General features: G+C 34.1%; 12 protein-coding genes. 8 read left to right on the forward strand and 4 right to left on the reverse strand.

The window, feature by feature from the left end; translation table 11 throughout:
• Nucleotides 1-53: 53 nt before the first annotated feature.
• Entirely contained in the window at nt 54-1,379 is a 1,326-nt protein-coding gene (locus OEV82_RS03760; protein ID WP_173660458.1) for a 6-phospho-alpha-glucosidase, read from the reverse strand.
• 150 nt (nt 1,380-1,529) lie between these two features.
• Between OEV82_RS03760 and OEV82_RS03765 the strand changes: the two genes are divergently transcribed.
• Nucleotides 1,530-2,324, forward strand: a complete 795-nt coding sequence (locus OEV82_RS03765; RefSeq protein ID WP_263061082.1) for a MurR/RpiR family transcriptional regulator — start codon at nt 1,530-1,532, stop codon at nt 2,322-2,324.
• 29 nt (nt 2,325-2,353) lie between these two features.
• Entirely contained in the window at nt 2,354-3,475 is a 1,122-nt protein-coding gene (locus OEV82_RS03770) for a glycerate kinase (protein WP_173660454.1), read from the forward strand.
• A 121-nt stretch (nt 3,476-3,596) separates the two neighbouring features.
• Here OEV82_RS03770 and OEV82_RS03775 read toward each other — a convergent pair whose 3' ends face one another.
• Together OEV82_RS03775 and OEV82_RS03780 are read right to left on the reverse strand one after the other, a co-directional pair.
• Entirely contained in the window at nt 3,597-3,764 is a 168-nt protein-coding gene (locus OEV82_RS03775) for a hypothetical protein (RefSeq protein ID WP_173660452.1), read from the reverse strand.
• A gap of 156 nt (nt 3,765-3,920) precedes the next feature.
• Nucleotides 3,921-4,385, reverse strand: coding sequence for a MarR family winged helix-turn-helix transcriptional regulator (locus tag OEV82_RS03780; protein ID WP_263061083.1), 465 nt, complete (start codon nt 4,383-4,385; stop codon nt 3,921-3,923).
• Between the two features lie 152 nt (nt 4,386-4,537).
• Here OEV82_RS03780 and OEV82_RS03785 point away from each other — a divergent pair, with 152 nt between their 5' ends.
• The 6 genes from OEV82_RS03785 (at nt 4,538) to OEV82_RS03810 (ending at nt 11,714) form a co-directional block, all read left to right on the forward strand.
• Nucleotides 4,538-5,749, forward strand: coding sequence for an FAD-dependent monooxygenase (locus OEV82_RS03785; RefSeq protein WP_173660450.1), 1,212 nt, complete (start codon nt 4,538-4,540; stop codon nt 5,747-5,749).
• A 144-nt stretch (nt 5,750-5,893) separates the two neighbouring features.
• Entirely contained in the window at nt 5,894-6,589 is a 696-nt protein-coding gene (locus OEV82_RS03790) for an MBL fold metallo-hydrolase (RefSeq protein ID WP_173660448.1), read from the forward strand.
• A gap of 319 nt (nt 6,590-6,908) precedes the next feature.
• Entirely contained in the window at nt 6,909-7,973 is a 1,065-nt protein-coding gene (locus OEV82_RS03795; protein WP_263061084.1) for an alpha/beta fold hydrolase, read from the forward strand.
• A 345-nt stretch (nt 7,974-8,318) separates the two neighbouring features.
• The gene (gene glcT / locus OEV82_RS03800) at nt 8,319-9,170 is read left to right on the forward strand and encodes a glucose PTS transporter transcription antiterminator GlcT (protein ID WP_173660446.1); all 852 of its coding nucleotides are present in this window, start codon (nt 8,319-8,321) and stop codon (nt 9,168-9,170) included.
• Between the two features lie 144 nt (nt 9,171-9,314).
• Nucleotides 9,315-11,366: a glucose-specific PTS transporter subunit IIBC gene (gene ptsG / locus OEV82_RS03805; protein WP_263061085.1), complete on the forward strand. Its 2,052-nt coding sequence runs from the start codon at nt 9,315-9,317 to the stop codon at nt 11,364-11,366.
• Nucleotides 11,367-11,447: 81 nt separating this feature from the next.
• Entirely contained in the window at nt 11,448-11,714 is a 267-nt protein-coding gene (locus OEV82_RS03810; protein ID WP_173662515.1) for a phosphocarrier protein HPr, read from the forward strand.
• Nucleotides 11,715-12,053: 339 nt separating this feature from the next.
• On the opposite strand, the gene gltS is transcribed toward OEV82_RS03810, so the two are convergent.
• A complete protein-coding gene (gene gltS / locus OEV82_RS03815; RefSeq protein ID WP_263061086.1) occupies nt 12,054-13,265 on the reverse strand; it encodes a sodium/glutamate symporter in 1,212 nt (403 codons plus the stop codon).
• Between the last annotated feature and the right edge of the window lie 234 nt (nt 13,266-13,499).

Raw genomic sequence — 13,499 nt, forward strand, 5'->3', positions numbered from 1 at the left:
CATACAATAATTTGAAAACTAGGATAGCTCATAATTGAGCCATCCTATAAAGGCTATTTCAATTTTGGCCAATAACCTTTATTGGCTTCTATTAATGCATCTAGTACTTCGCGGGCTTTTTCCGCTGATACTACGGTTCTATTTAAAGTTAATGCTTGTAGTGCTTTTGCATAAGATCCCTCTAAATAGGCTTCAACTGTTAGTTTTTCATAAGCGTATTGACTTTCAATTAATCCTTTATAAAAGGTTGGGATTTCACCAACGGCATATGGTCGTGGTCCATTGGAAGTTATACTTGCGGCAACTTCTACCATTGCATCATCTGGTAAATTGCTGATTATACCATTATTCTTTAAAATGACAATAAAGTTATCCCCTTTATTGTGTGCAATAGATTCAGCAACAATTAAGATGAATTCACCGTGGGCGTCATTATGCACGACATTGGAGCCACGAGCGGTTCCTTGTTTCGCTACTTTTATACAATCTTCAAAAACTCGTTTCTCACGGCCAGCTTGTACTTCGTTCGTACGTGTGAATTCTGGATTTAATTTATCTAATACTTTATCTGGATATAAATAATACTGTAAATACGTATTTGGAAGAAAATCAGGGAAATCACGTACCATTTGCTCGACCATTGCATACGTTTCTAACCATGATTTGTCACGCTGCTCTGCATCAGCTGGACGGAATCCTCCATCTAAGATTTTCTGACGTAATACAGGCAATAAATCGTTTCCTTCAGGATCATATAGATGTGTAAACCAACCAAAGTGGTTAAGACCAAAATAGACTGGATCAAAATCACGTTCATGCATATCTAGTAATTTTCCATATGAACGTAAGAGGTTTTCAGGCTGGTCACAAATGTTTAGAATCCGTTTATCATCTGGAAAAATTTCTTGTAATGCTACTGCAACTATAGCTGCTGGATTCGTATAATTTAAAATCCATGCATTTTTATTAACCGCACGTACATCTTCTATTAATTGCACCATATCTCGGATTGAACGCATACCGTAAGCAAATCCACCAGGACCACATGTTTCTTGGCCAATAATCCCCATACTCAGTGGGATCTTTTCATCTTTTTCACGCATCTCAAAGCCGCCTGTACGAATTTGGCAAAAAACAAAATCCATATCTTCTGTGAATGCTTCTTTTTTATCGTTAGTGTAACTAAATTCTATTTCAGGATATTCTTCTTTAAATAATACTTTTGCAAATTCACCAATTACTGCTTGACGCTCAGCATTAATATCATACATAACTAATTTTTTTATAGGAAATGTATTTTGTCTGTTACAAATTCCTTTTAATAGTCCTGGTGTCCAAGTACTACCACCACCAACAATTGTTACATTATACTTTTTCATTTCATTCAACTCCTAAAAATGTTTCTGTTTGTAATCGGTTACTTATAGTTTAACGAAATTTTTTAATACTCCCTGAAAAATTTCATTTTATGAAACTTTATAAAGTATGCTTTATAATAGCTAGTAAAATCATATTGTGGAGGATTCTTTATGTATAACTTTATGGCTAAGCTGTTGAACTTCATTGAATCGTCTACGGATCATACAAAATCTGAAATTATAATTTCTGAGTATATTTTAGGGAATATAGAAAAGCTTCCTGATATGACGATTTATGAATTGGCAGATGCCTGTCATACATCTCCAGCAACGATAACACGATTTTGCAAAAAGTTTGACAACATAACTTTTAAAGAACTAAAGGAATATGCTCGTAGCTTTACAGAATTTAATTTTAATGAAGTACGTTATGAACAATTAGAGGAAGAATTTGAACGAGAACATATAGACTTATATTATCGAGAATTAGAAACTTCTTTAAAGGAAACACGTGAGTTAATAAATTCGGATGCATTAGTCCGGACAGTTCATCACATGTCTAAAGCGAAAAAAGTTGCATTTTTTGGAGTAACATTCTCCCACCTTTTAGCAAGAAATGCATTTTTTAAGTTTACTCGGTTAGGAAAATATACGACATCTTATTCTAATCATGAAAACCAAATTCAAGAGGCAGAAAACTTAACGTCAAGAGATCTCGCTATCGTTATTTCATTCTCTGGTGAAACGAACTTTATTTTGCAGATTACGAAGGTGTTATCAAAACGTGGTATACCAATCATCGCAATTACAGGAAATGAACATAGCTTTCTTGCTAAACGGGCAAAGGAAATTATAAAGGTGAGTAATCGTAAATTAACACAGTTTAAATCACCTATTGTTGAGGAGTTAAATCTACTAAGTGCTGTAAATAGTATATACTTAGCTTATTCTCTATTAATTAAATAGTGGTAAGCCTATAAGGAGGATTGTATAGGATGAAAATTGTTTTGGCACCAGATTCATTTAAAGGAAGTCTGACCTCTCTTGAAGCAACAACAGTCATGAAACAAGCGATAGAATCTCTTGGTAAAGATGATGAAATCATTGAGAAACCGATGGCGGATGGTGGAGAAGGAACGGTTGATGCAATCGTCTCTGCTACAGGTGGGGAAAAAATAATGTTGAATTGCACCGGTCCAGTCGGTAAGGAGATAACGACTTATTATGGTCTTATTGAAAAAGATACGGCAGTCATTGAAATAGCGAACATAGCCGGGCTTCCCCAAGTAGATAAAAAAAAGAGAAATCCTGATTTTACGACAACGTTTGGGCTTGGAGAAGTAATAAAGGATGCGCTCGATCGTGGATGTAAGACGTTAATTATAGGCCTTGGGGGGAGTGCAACGAATGATGCTGGTCTTGGGATGCTTATGGCACTTGGGATGAAAGCTTTTGATGAGCAAGGGAGAGAAGTTGGGATATTTGGTAAAGATCTTCTGAATGTAGCAAGAATCGATTTGGAGAATGTTGATCCGCGGCTTAAAGATATAACGATTAAAATTGCTTGTGACGTAGAGAATCCTTTGACTGGCCCATTGGGAGCTAGTGCAATTTATGGTCCACAAAAAGGTGCCACAGCCGAACGGGTAGTCGCATACGACAAAGCGATGGAGAGATTCTCTCAGCTATTTTCTAATCCAAAGTTAAGTAAAACTCCTGGAGCAGGGGCTGCAGGTGGTCTAGGTTTTGCTTTTCTTATATTGAAATCTGAACTTGTATCCGGTGCACAATTAATAGGTGAATTTTCCCGTATGGAAGAAGCAATTCAACATGCGGATTTGGTTATCACAGGAGAAGGCCAAAGTGATGAACAGACACTTTATGGTAAAGCACCGGGCTATGTTGCAGAATTAGCTAGTAAACATCAGGTTCCAGCGATTCTCATTTCCGGTAGTCTTAAAGGGAATCTTTCCCCGCTATTAAACAAGTTTATTGGGTGTTTTTCTATCGTTAATCGTCCAATACGGTTAGAAAAATGTATGGAGCAAGCAGAAAAGCTTCTTTTTGAGCAAACAAGGCAAGTCGTTAGTTTGGTTCATGGAATCAAACAGTTATAGTCATTTTTTTAATTTAAATCAAATCTTTCCTCTCAATGATACGTACATATCAAAATAGCGTGGTCATTTTTTAACCACGCTGTTTGATCATAATCTTTCTTAAATCAAGATCTTCACTCGTTCACTGGCTATTCCTATTATATTTAAGTACATTTCCTAATAGATAACTAGAGATAATAACGAGCAATAAGGCGATTGGGATAATCATATAAAGTTGGTCAAGTGAAATAATCACCACTAAACCAAAGACAATAAGTGTTAATAATGTAACTAAAGTTGCTAGAGACATATTTTTCACCTCCATCCACACTTCACATTCTGAAAAAAATCAAAATAATGGAAGAAATTTTTCTCTTCCTTCTTTTTATATTTATTATTATTCTAGAATATTGAATGAATTCCTCCTCATTTTTTGAATAACGAACGGATTTTTTACATGTACTTTTTATTTATCGGCTTCTTTCTCAACAATTTCTACGCTTTTTGAGACAAAATCCAAAATAATATTCAGTTCATCTTCGGAATATTGGCGATACAGTTTGCTCATTTCATTTCCAATTGATTCAAACAAAGGACTTACTTCATTCGAAACCTTTTCTTCGTTAGCGACAACAACTATTTTTCTTCGATCATTTGGATCTTTATCCCTTTTCACTAATTCTTTCTTCTCAAGCCTGTCGATCACTCCTGTAATTGCTCCCGTTGTTAAACCGGTAACTTGGGCTAATTCTCCAGCGGTCATATATTTATTTTTCAAGATTAAATCCAGACATTTATGGTCAGTCGGATTTAAACCTAACTTTTCTGCAATTTTTTGATGAAAGATGACAGTTGCTGTACTCATTTCTTGCATTTTTCTGCCTAGAGCTTCAATGATTTCGTTAAATTGGTGAGAATGACTACTTGACACGCTAAAAATCCTCCTTTATCATTTATCTTAATAAACTAAGATATTTAATTAAATAAGATTTTTGTTTTCATAAGATATTTAGTGTTATAAAGTTTTTAATCCATTATAACAATTTTTGAACAAGGAGTATATGTAAAGAAAGGGAGATGAAGGTGACAAATAAAGTGATTATTATTGGAGGAGGAATAGCGGGGGCCTCTGCTGGATTGTTTTTAAAACGACTTAATTTTGAAGTGGAAATTTACGAGGCGTATGAAAAAAGAACGGATATCGGAGGAGGACTGCAAATTGCTCCAAATGGAATGAAGGTAATGGAAGAGCTTGGACTTGCGGACGTTGTTTTGAAAAAGGGAGTCGAATGTTCTGTTATGCAATTTCTAAATGAAAAAGGGAAGGTACTAGCTCGTGTAAAACAAAATGCCCGTGAAAAATATGGTTTGCCTCCAGTGAATATTGCTAGAAGTACTTTTCATGAAATCCTTATTCATGAAGTTGAAAAAAATGGCATAAAAATCCATTATAAAAAACGTTTGGAAAGGATTATTGAAAAAGAAGCTGGTGTTATTGCAATTTTCAAGGATGGAACTGAAACAAGCGGAACCTTTCTTATTGGTGCAGATGGCGTGCACTCAAAAACGAGAGAATATGTCGTTGGAAACAGTCCAAAACCGGTTTATACAGGGTTACTAAATGTTGGTGGATTTGCACCGGCATCCTCAATAGATGAACAACGAATACACAATGAATATCCTACTTATTTTACATTTGGAAATAAGGGGTTCTTTGGTTACACAATGTGTAATAAGAACAATGGAGAGGAAGTGATGTGGTGGAGTAATATTCCTGAAGAGAAGGAAATGCCTAGAGAACAGCTTAGATTATTAAAAACTGAAGAAATAAGACAAGAGTTGCTTTTCCTCCATAAAAATTGGCATCCACCAATTGAGCATATCATTCAACAATCCTCATCTATATTTATAAGCAATATTTATGATATCGACAGTCTTCCGAATTGGTCTAGAAAAAGGGTTGTTCTCATTGGCGATGCTGCCCATGCCATGAGCCCGCATGCTGGACAGGGAGCATCGGTTGCGTTAGAGGATAGTATGTATGTAGCAAAACTTATTAAGGATTTAAACTTACCAATTGAAGGCATTTTCAAACATTTTGAAGCTGAGAGAAAGGAACGTGCTGAAAAAATTATGAAAACAGCAAGAAGAAATGGAAGTGGAAAAAAAGGGGTTAGTCCTATTTCCAGTTGGTTCAGGGACAAAATCTTATCGATCCTTCTTCCAGTTTTTGCAGGTAAAGGTCAGGATTGGATTTATAATTATGAAATTAAGTGGGATGAAAATAGCAATTGAGGTTAATGTAAACAGGTATAATTACAAAAAGAGGATGGTGTGATATCAAAATTTAAGAAGTTCCTTTCGTAGAAGTATCGTTTCTTATGATCTAAATAAAAGTAGTTATACACTATGTATAACACAGAGCTTGGAGGAGAAATTATGCAAATAATCGAGCTGCCAATCGAATACGAATTGAATGGGCAAATTGACATTATATATCCTAGTTTAGTTATAGTGAATGATGAGCTTACTTTAGTAGATACAGGTTATAAAAATCTTTTACCGTTGATTAAAAATGAAATGTTAAAAAAAGGTTATAACATGAAGCAATTAAAAAATATATTAATCACACATTACGATCATGATCATGTTGGTTCATTATATGATTTTAAATGGAACTATCCATGGGTAAAGATTATAGCTAGTGACATTGAATCCAAATATATCAGTGGTAAAATGAAGTCGGAGAGATTAATTCAAGCTGAAAGCATGCTTGAAAAAATGTCTACAGAAGAAAGCGAATTTGGAAAGTGGTTTATTCAGGAATTAAAGAGTTTAAAGCCTGTTTCGGTTGATAAAAAGGTACATGACGGTGATACCATTTTAAATGGGAAATGTAGAGTCATTGCAACACCAGGTCACACTTCAGGACATATTTCACTATATTTTCCAGAGCTAGATACTGTAATTACAGGAGATGCAGCTGTTCAAGAGAATAATGAATTAGTTATAGCTAACCCACAATTTTGTTTAGATCTTGAAAATGCCGAACAGTCTTTGATGAAAATCAAAAATCTTAAAGCTAAGTATTACTATTGTTATCACGGTGGAAAACATATTTCTAAAGAAGAATAATGGGTATTTAATTATAATCTTATAGATTTAGAAGATAAAAATAATTAGAACTTAGAAAACAACAAAAAAACGAGCATTTTTCGCTCGTTTTTTCATTCAGGTAATAAATATCAGTATAATTTATAAAATATTCAAAGAAAAATAACCATGAATATAAGAAATAAATCTGTTGTCAACAAAACATGACAAGATTTGTTACGTTTAATTGGTTGATCTAGGATTCGAACATAATTTAATCTATTTAAGATAAGATATGAACATTGAATTGGTTGTTTTAAGACGAATATTTTTGAAAAAGTTATAGAGAGGGTATGATCAATTGTTGAAGAAGAAGAAAAAAATGGTTTTTATAGGCATTTTGGGATTCATCATATTTTTAGTAGGAAGTTACTTTTATAACAATATGACATATATTGAAAAACCTCTTAAAAAATTGGATAAAGCTGGATTTGTCGAAAAACAAGTGAAGCTCAAAGATGGTACGATTTTGAATTATGGAGAAGGTCCAAATAATGGGAAAACGCCCCTTCTCTTAATTCACGGTCAAGGTATGACATGGGAGGATTATGCAAAAGTATTGCCTGAGCTTGCTGAACACTATCATGTATATGCTGTAGACTGTCATGGACATGGTGAATCTGATTGGAATGCTGAGAAATATACAGCGAAAGCAATGGCAGAAGATTTTATTGAATTTATTGATGTGGTAATTGGAGAAAAGACCGTCGTTTCGGGTCATTCGTCAGGTGGAATGATTGCAGCGTGGATGGCGGCAAATTCACCAGACAAAATATTAGGGACTGTTATAGAGGATTCTCCTTTCTTTGCGACTGAACCAGGTAGACGTGAAAAAACATATGCATGGGTATACGGTTTCCAACTATACGAAGATTTTAAAAATCAGACAGATGAAAAAGATTATTTGAAGTATAGTTTAGAAAGAAGTTATTGGAGAAACGTTTTTGGGGATTTTCTTTGGAATAAATTTACGAAAGATGCTGTCGCATATCATAAAAAACATCCTAATGAACCCGTGCATTTAAAGTACTTGCCACCACAAATAAACAGAATATTTGAATCGGTTACTTATCCATATGATCGCAGGTTTGGAGAGACATTTTATGACAATACTTGGTTTGAAGATTATGATCAGAAAGAGGTGTTATCCAACATCAAAACACCAACTGTCTTTATTAAGGCTGCCACCAATTATGACGGGGATTTATTAGTTGCAGCATTGTCCGATGAAGATGCGGACCGTGTTGTTCGTTTATTGCAAAATGGCAAGAGAATTGATGTAGATACTCCAGGACACGATATCCATTACGATCAACCTGAAGAATTTATTAACATCATGGTCGATTTTTTAAGTGAAGTTCAATAAAATAAGTTGACAAATGAAAAATATTTAGTAATTGATTGAAAGGGTATTTTCATCTTACCTCTAATCTCGGAATCAAGAGATTAGAGGTTTTTATGTTAAATATTAAAGAAATGATATTCGCTTGTCTGCTAATGAAGAACAATGAAGATAATCATGTAAAAACATATTAAATTTCTTTTGAAAAAGGCTTAAAATATAAAGAGTAGTTCTGACTATCGGACTGTTTTAGATGAATTTTAAAAAAGTAAAGTGTTAAAATTTGTTCAATCATTTATTGTTGACCTTTATGAAATTATATGATTAATAATAAATAGGAAGGTATAAAAATTAGATTGGAGAATAGTTATGGATTTGTTTACTGTCAAAAAATCACTAAATAATAATGTTATCATAGCCGAAGATCATGACCATAAGGAAGTTGTACTAATTGGTAAAGGAATTGGTTTTAATAGAAAAAAGGGCGAGCAACTAGATGAGCGGTTCGTCGAAAAAATATTTATACTAAAGGATAAAGATAAACAAGAGCAATATAAAAGTTTATTGCTTCAAATGGATAATGAAATTTTTGATGCAATAATTGATGCGATGGAATATATCAAAAAACACACAACCGCCAGATTAAATGAGCATATTCATGTTGCATTGACCGACCATTTAATGTTCTCCATATACAGGACGATGAAAGGGGTTTCAATCCACAATCCTTTTCTTGTTGAAACTAAAAACTTGTATCCTCAAGAATTTAACATTGCATCTAAAGTGGTCAAAATTGTGAATGAGGCTGTAAATATCCATTTGCCTGAAGATGAGATAGGATTTATTGCATTACACATCCATAGTGCCATAAAAAATAAAAAAATAGGAGAAGTAAATAAGCATTCAAATTTAATAAAGCAATTAGTCGATGTAATTGAGGATGCATTTAATGCGAAAATTGATAAAAAGTCAATTGACTATATTCGACTTATCAGGCACTTACGCTTCGCTATTGAAAGGACCCATGAAGGAGATGAATTAGGGGAATCTACTAATATAAATTTAACATTGCAAAATGAATACCCTTTCTGCTATAATCTTTCTTGGAAGTTAATAAAAATAATGCAAAACACTTTAAAGAAACCGGTGGGAAATGCAGAAGCTGTATATTTGACTATGCATTTGCAAAGAATTTATAGTAAATTAGGTAGTCAAAATTAAATATTTTAAACACGTGTTACTGATTTATTCAGGCATGAGTTTTAGACATGTTTGTCGAATAGTAGGTTAGACTACTAATGTACAAACATTGTCTTTACTCATGCCTATTTATTTATTGTAAAAATCACTAAAGGAGTGAAAAAAATGTTTAAGAAAATCTTTGGCTCTTTGCAAAAAGTCGGTAAAGCTCTTATGCTTCCTGTAGCACTTTTGCCTGCCGCAGGTTTATTATTGGGAATTGGTAATGCAATAGGTCAAGAAAACATGATCGATGTACTTCCATTTTTACAGGCTGACTGGATTCAACTTATAGGCGATGTTATGGAAGAGGCAGGCGGTATCATTTTTTCAAACCTAGCCTTGTTGTTTGCTGCAGGAGTTGCTATTGGTTTAGCTGGTGACGGTGCAGCGGCATTAGCGGCAATTGTAGGTTATTTAGTAATGAACCAAGTGATGGGTTCATGGCTTGGTTTGACAGCTGATGATATTGGAACAGAACCCAGCTTTGCATCTGTTTTAGGAATACCAACACTGCAAACCGGAGTTTTTGGCGGTATTATTATAGGTTTAATTGCGGCATTTTGTTATAATAAATATCATGATATTAAAATGCCTTCATATCTTGGTTTCTTTGCAGGAAAACGATTTGTTCCGATCGTTACGGCAGCGTTTTCATTTGTTGTCGGCTTGATTCTACTCGTTGTATGGCCACCGGTTCAAAATGCATTAAATTCAGCTTCCATGTGGTTAATTGAAGAAGGTACGTATTTAGCTGTATTTATGTTTGGATTTATTAAAAGATTACTGATCCCGTTTGGTTTGCATCATATTTACCATGCACCATTCTGGTATGAATTTGGTTCTTACACAACAGCAGCTGGAGAAGTTGTTCGTGGTGATATGACAATCTTTTTTGCTCAGCTACGAGATGGAGTTGAGTTAACAGCAGGTCATTTTATGGCTGGGGAATTTCCGGTTATGTTATTTGGTTTACCGGCAGCAGCCTTAGCTATGTATCATGTTGCTAAACCAGAAAAGAAAAAACTTGTTGCAGGTATCTTTGCTGGTGGAGCGTTAACTTCTGCTTTAACTGGTATTACAGAACCACTTGAATTTACTTTCTTGTTCTTATCGCCAGTACTATTCCTTATTCATGCTGTGTTAGACGGATTATCTTTTGTAATCTTGACATGGTTAGATATTCATATTGGATATACATTCTCAGGTGGTTTCATAGACTTCTTCCAATTTGGAATTTTACCAGGTAAAGAACCGTGGTGGCTCGTGATCCTTGTAGGTCTTGTATTTGCAGTTCTATACTACTTCATCTTCCGTTTCTTCATTGTAAAATTTGACTTGAAAACACCTGGTCGTGAAGATACAGAAGAAAATGGAAATGAAGAAAAAGTATCTGTTGGTGATGATCTTCCTTATAACATTCTGGAAGCAATGGGTGGAAAAGAAAATATTGCTCACTTAGATGCATGTATCACTCGATTACGTGTTCAAGTAAATGACATTCATAATGTTGATAAAGAAGAATTGAAAAAATTAGGTGCAGCTGGTGTACTTGAAGTAGGAAATAATATTCAAGCTATTTTTGGACCGAAATCAGATACATTGAAAAGTCAAATCCAAGATATTATGAGCGGAAAGAAACCGCGTCCTGTTAAAACAAAAAATCAAGAAGAAAGCTCACAACCAAATGAAAAACCTGAAACTTTACAAAGTGAAGTTAATAACAATGAAAAATATATTTCTCCAATTAAGGGAAAACTTATTCCAATAAGTGAAGTTCCAGATCAAGTATTTTCTCAAAAAATGATGGGTGATGGTTTTGCTATTGAACCAGAAGATGGACTTGTAGTTGCGCCTGCAGATGGTAAAATTATAAATGTGTTTCCAACGAAACATGCCATTGGATTCCAGACTGTAGGCGGACGAGAAATCTTGATTCACTTTGGTATTGATACTGTTAATTTAAAAGGGGAAGGTTTTGAAACGCTTGTAAATGAAGGCGAAGAAGTTAAAGCTGGACAACCGTTACTTCGTGCAGATATTAACTTTATTAAAGAACATGTACCGTCCATTATTACACCTGTTGTTTTCACAAATTTAAGTGAAGGCGAAAATATTGTTCTTGAAAAATCAGGTCCTGTCCAATTAAAAGAAGAAGATATCATTTCAATTAAGTAGTCAGCTCAGCGGGTTTCGATTGGAAACCTGCTGAATTAAAATTATAAATACTTATTATAAGAATGAAGGAGTGTTTTTATTATGTTAGATAAAACATATACAGTTATTGCAGAAAGTGGAATTCATGCAAGACCAGCAACTTTACTAGTTCAAGAAGCAAGCAAATTTAAATCCAATATTGAATTAGAATATAATGGAAAATCCGTTAACTTAAAATCCATTATGGGAGTCATGGCTCTTGGTATTGGTAAGGATGCGGAAATTAAAATTAAAGCAGACGGCAGTGATGAAAATGATGCGATTCAAGCTTTAGATGAATTATTGAAAAATCAAGGCTTAGCTGAATAATAATCGAAACCAAATATATTTTCTAATTTGAATGAAAGATAAAAAAACAACCCAGGCAAGTAGTTTTTTACTTGTTAGGGTTGTTTTTTAATGTAGAAAAAGTTTACAACTTATTTTTTCTCATATTGTATTTGTTTTGGGATAATAATAAGGGTTAGTTTTACCTGAAGTATCCCAATTTTTATTATTTTCTTCTACTATACATATAGCTTTAATAAATTACTTTTTGTACATGGAAAAAATATAATAGATGTGATCATCTAAAAGCAAACTTAGATTCATGAGTGAAACATTGGAAAGCTGTTTATCGGATGAATTCTATTTATTAAGCTTTTTCAATCAAGTAAAGAAGTTTAAAAATGCTGTAATAATAATGGCGTTAAAGAAGTCTGAGAATGTCCCGCCGATTGGAATTGCGATATATGATGCTGGAGAAGGACCGTATTTTCTTGTGATTGCTTGCATATTTGCCATTGCATTAGAAGTTGAACCCATAGCGTAACCAATAAAGCCTGCAGTCTGAACGGCTGAATGATAATTTTTTCCCAATATATTAAAAAGAATAAAATAACTAAATAGAAACATAAAGATAACTTGGACAATAAGAATAACAATAATTGGTATTGCTAAATCGGCTAACACCCAAAGTTCTAGTCCCATCATCGCCATTGCAAGGAATAAAGATAAAGAAACTTCACCGATTGTATTTATTTCAAAGTCTGGATATTTTTGCCCTGTTGCTTCGACGATATTTCGTAACACAGCTCCCATGACAAGTGCCCCCATGTAGCCTGGGAATGTAATTCCGGTAGCTGCTAAAAGTTTTGAAACGATAACACCTGTTCCTAAAGCAAGCGCGAGCAACATTCCTGCACTAACGAAACGTGTACTATTTGTTTCAAATTTATCTTCTTCTATTGATACTTTCTCATCTTCACTCGTAGCAGCGACTTCTTGCATTGCAATTTGACTATTTTGTTCAAGATGACTAATCCGCTTGCGCATCGTTGGTCCACCCATCATACTACCTGCAATGAGTCCAAACGTAGCAGCAGCAAGACTAACGGCAGTTGCACCTTCAACACCATAAACTGGACTTTCCATAGTTGCACCGAAAGCAGCGGCTGTGCCAGGACCACCCATTAATGCAATCGAACCAACTCCGACACCTAGTCTGGGGTCAATACCAAATAACGAAGCAATGCTTGACCCAATGACATTTTGAATAGTTAAGACGACCACTGATACAAATAAGATTAAAGCAATAAGTTTTCCGCCTCGACGAATTAATGGCAGACTAGCGGAAAAACCAACGGTTGTAAAAAATACTGTCATCAATATAGACTGCAATGTATCGTCAAGTGAGATGGTCATTGTCCCACTAGCGGTAAAAATAGTGTTAAGTATTGCAAATATGAGACCTCCGACCAATGGTGCAGGAATATAATATTTCGATAAAAAGGAGCTTTTTTTAATTATTAAATTACCTAACCAAAATACAACAGCTGCTAAACCAACAGTTTGATACATATCAAGGTGTAATTCAAACATAACTTCCCTCCAATTTCCGTAGTTCTTTTTAAAAAATTAATCATTAAAGATTAAGAGATTTGTAGAAATTTTTATAAAAATACTGGGAAATATAACTACTTAAAAGTGTTTAGAAAAATTTAAAGCATAATACTTTTAATTATGAACTAAAAATAATATTTTTGGCAAGTAAATGAGTTATTTTAAGATAACAATGAATTCCTGGATTTTTTTGTATTTTCTATCATTTTTTAT

Source organism: Pallidibacillus thermolactis (assembly GCF_025660415.1).
Classification (GTDB): Bacteria; Bacillota; Bacilli; order Bacillales; family Caldibacillaceae; genus Pallidibacillus; species Pallidibacillus thermolactis.

Excerpts from the sequence above, each read along its gene's own strand:
- OEV82_RS03790 (WP_173660448.1), top strand. The coding sequence starts at position 5,894 with ATGCAAATAATCGAGCTGCCAATCGAATACGAATTGAATGGGCAAATT.
- ptsG (WP_263061085.1), top strand. The coding sequence starts at position 9,315 with ATGTTTAAGAAAATCTTTGGCTCTTTGCAAAAAGTCGGTAAAGCTCTT.
- OEV82_RS03810 (WP_173662515.1), top strand. The coding sequence starts at position 11,448 with ATGTTAGATAAAACATATACAGTTATTGCAGAAAGTGGAATTCATGCA.
- OEV82_RS03770 (WP_173660454.1), top strand. The coding sequence starts at position 2,354 with ATGAAAATTGTTTTGGCACCAGATTCATTTAAAGGAAGTCTGACCTCT.
- gltS (WP_263061086.1), bottom strand. The coding sequence starts at position 13,265 with ATGTTTGAATTACACCTTGATATGTATCAAACTGTTGGTTTAGCAGCT.
- OEV82_RS03775 (WP_173660452.1), bottom strand. The coding sequence starts at position 3,764 with ATGTCTCTAGCAACTTTAGTTACATTATTAACACTTATTGTCTTTGGT.
- OEV82_RS03765 (WP_263061082.1), top strand. The coding sequence starts at position 1,530 with ATGTATAACTTTATGGCTAAGCTGTTGAACTTCATTGAATCGTCTACG.
- glcT (WP_173660446.1), top strand. The coding sequence starts at position 8,319 with ATGGATTTGTTTACTGTCAAAAAATCACTAAATAATAATGTTATCATA.
- OEV82_RS03760 (WP_173660458.1), bottom strand. The coding sequence starts at position 1,379 with ATGAAAAAGTATAATGTAACAATTGTTGGTGGTGGTAGTACTTGGACA.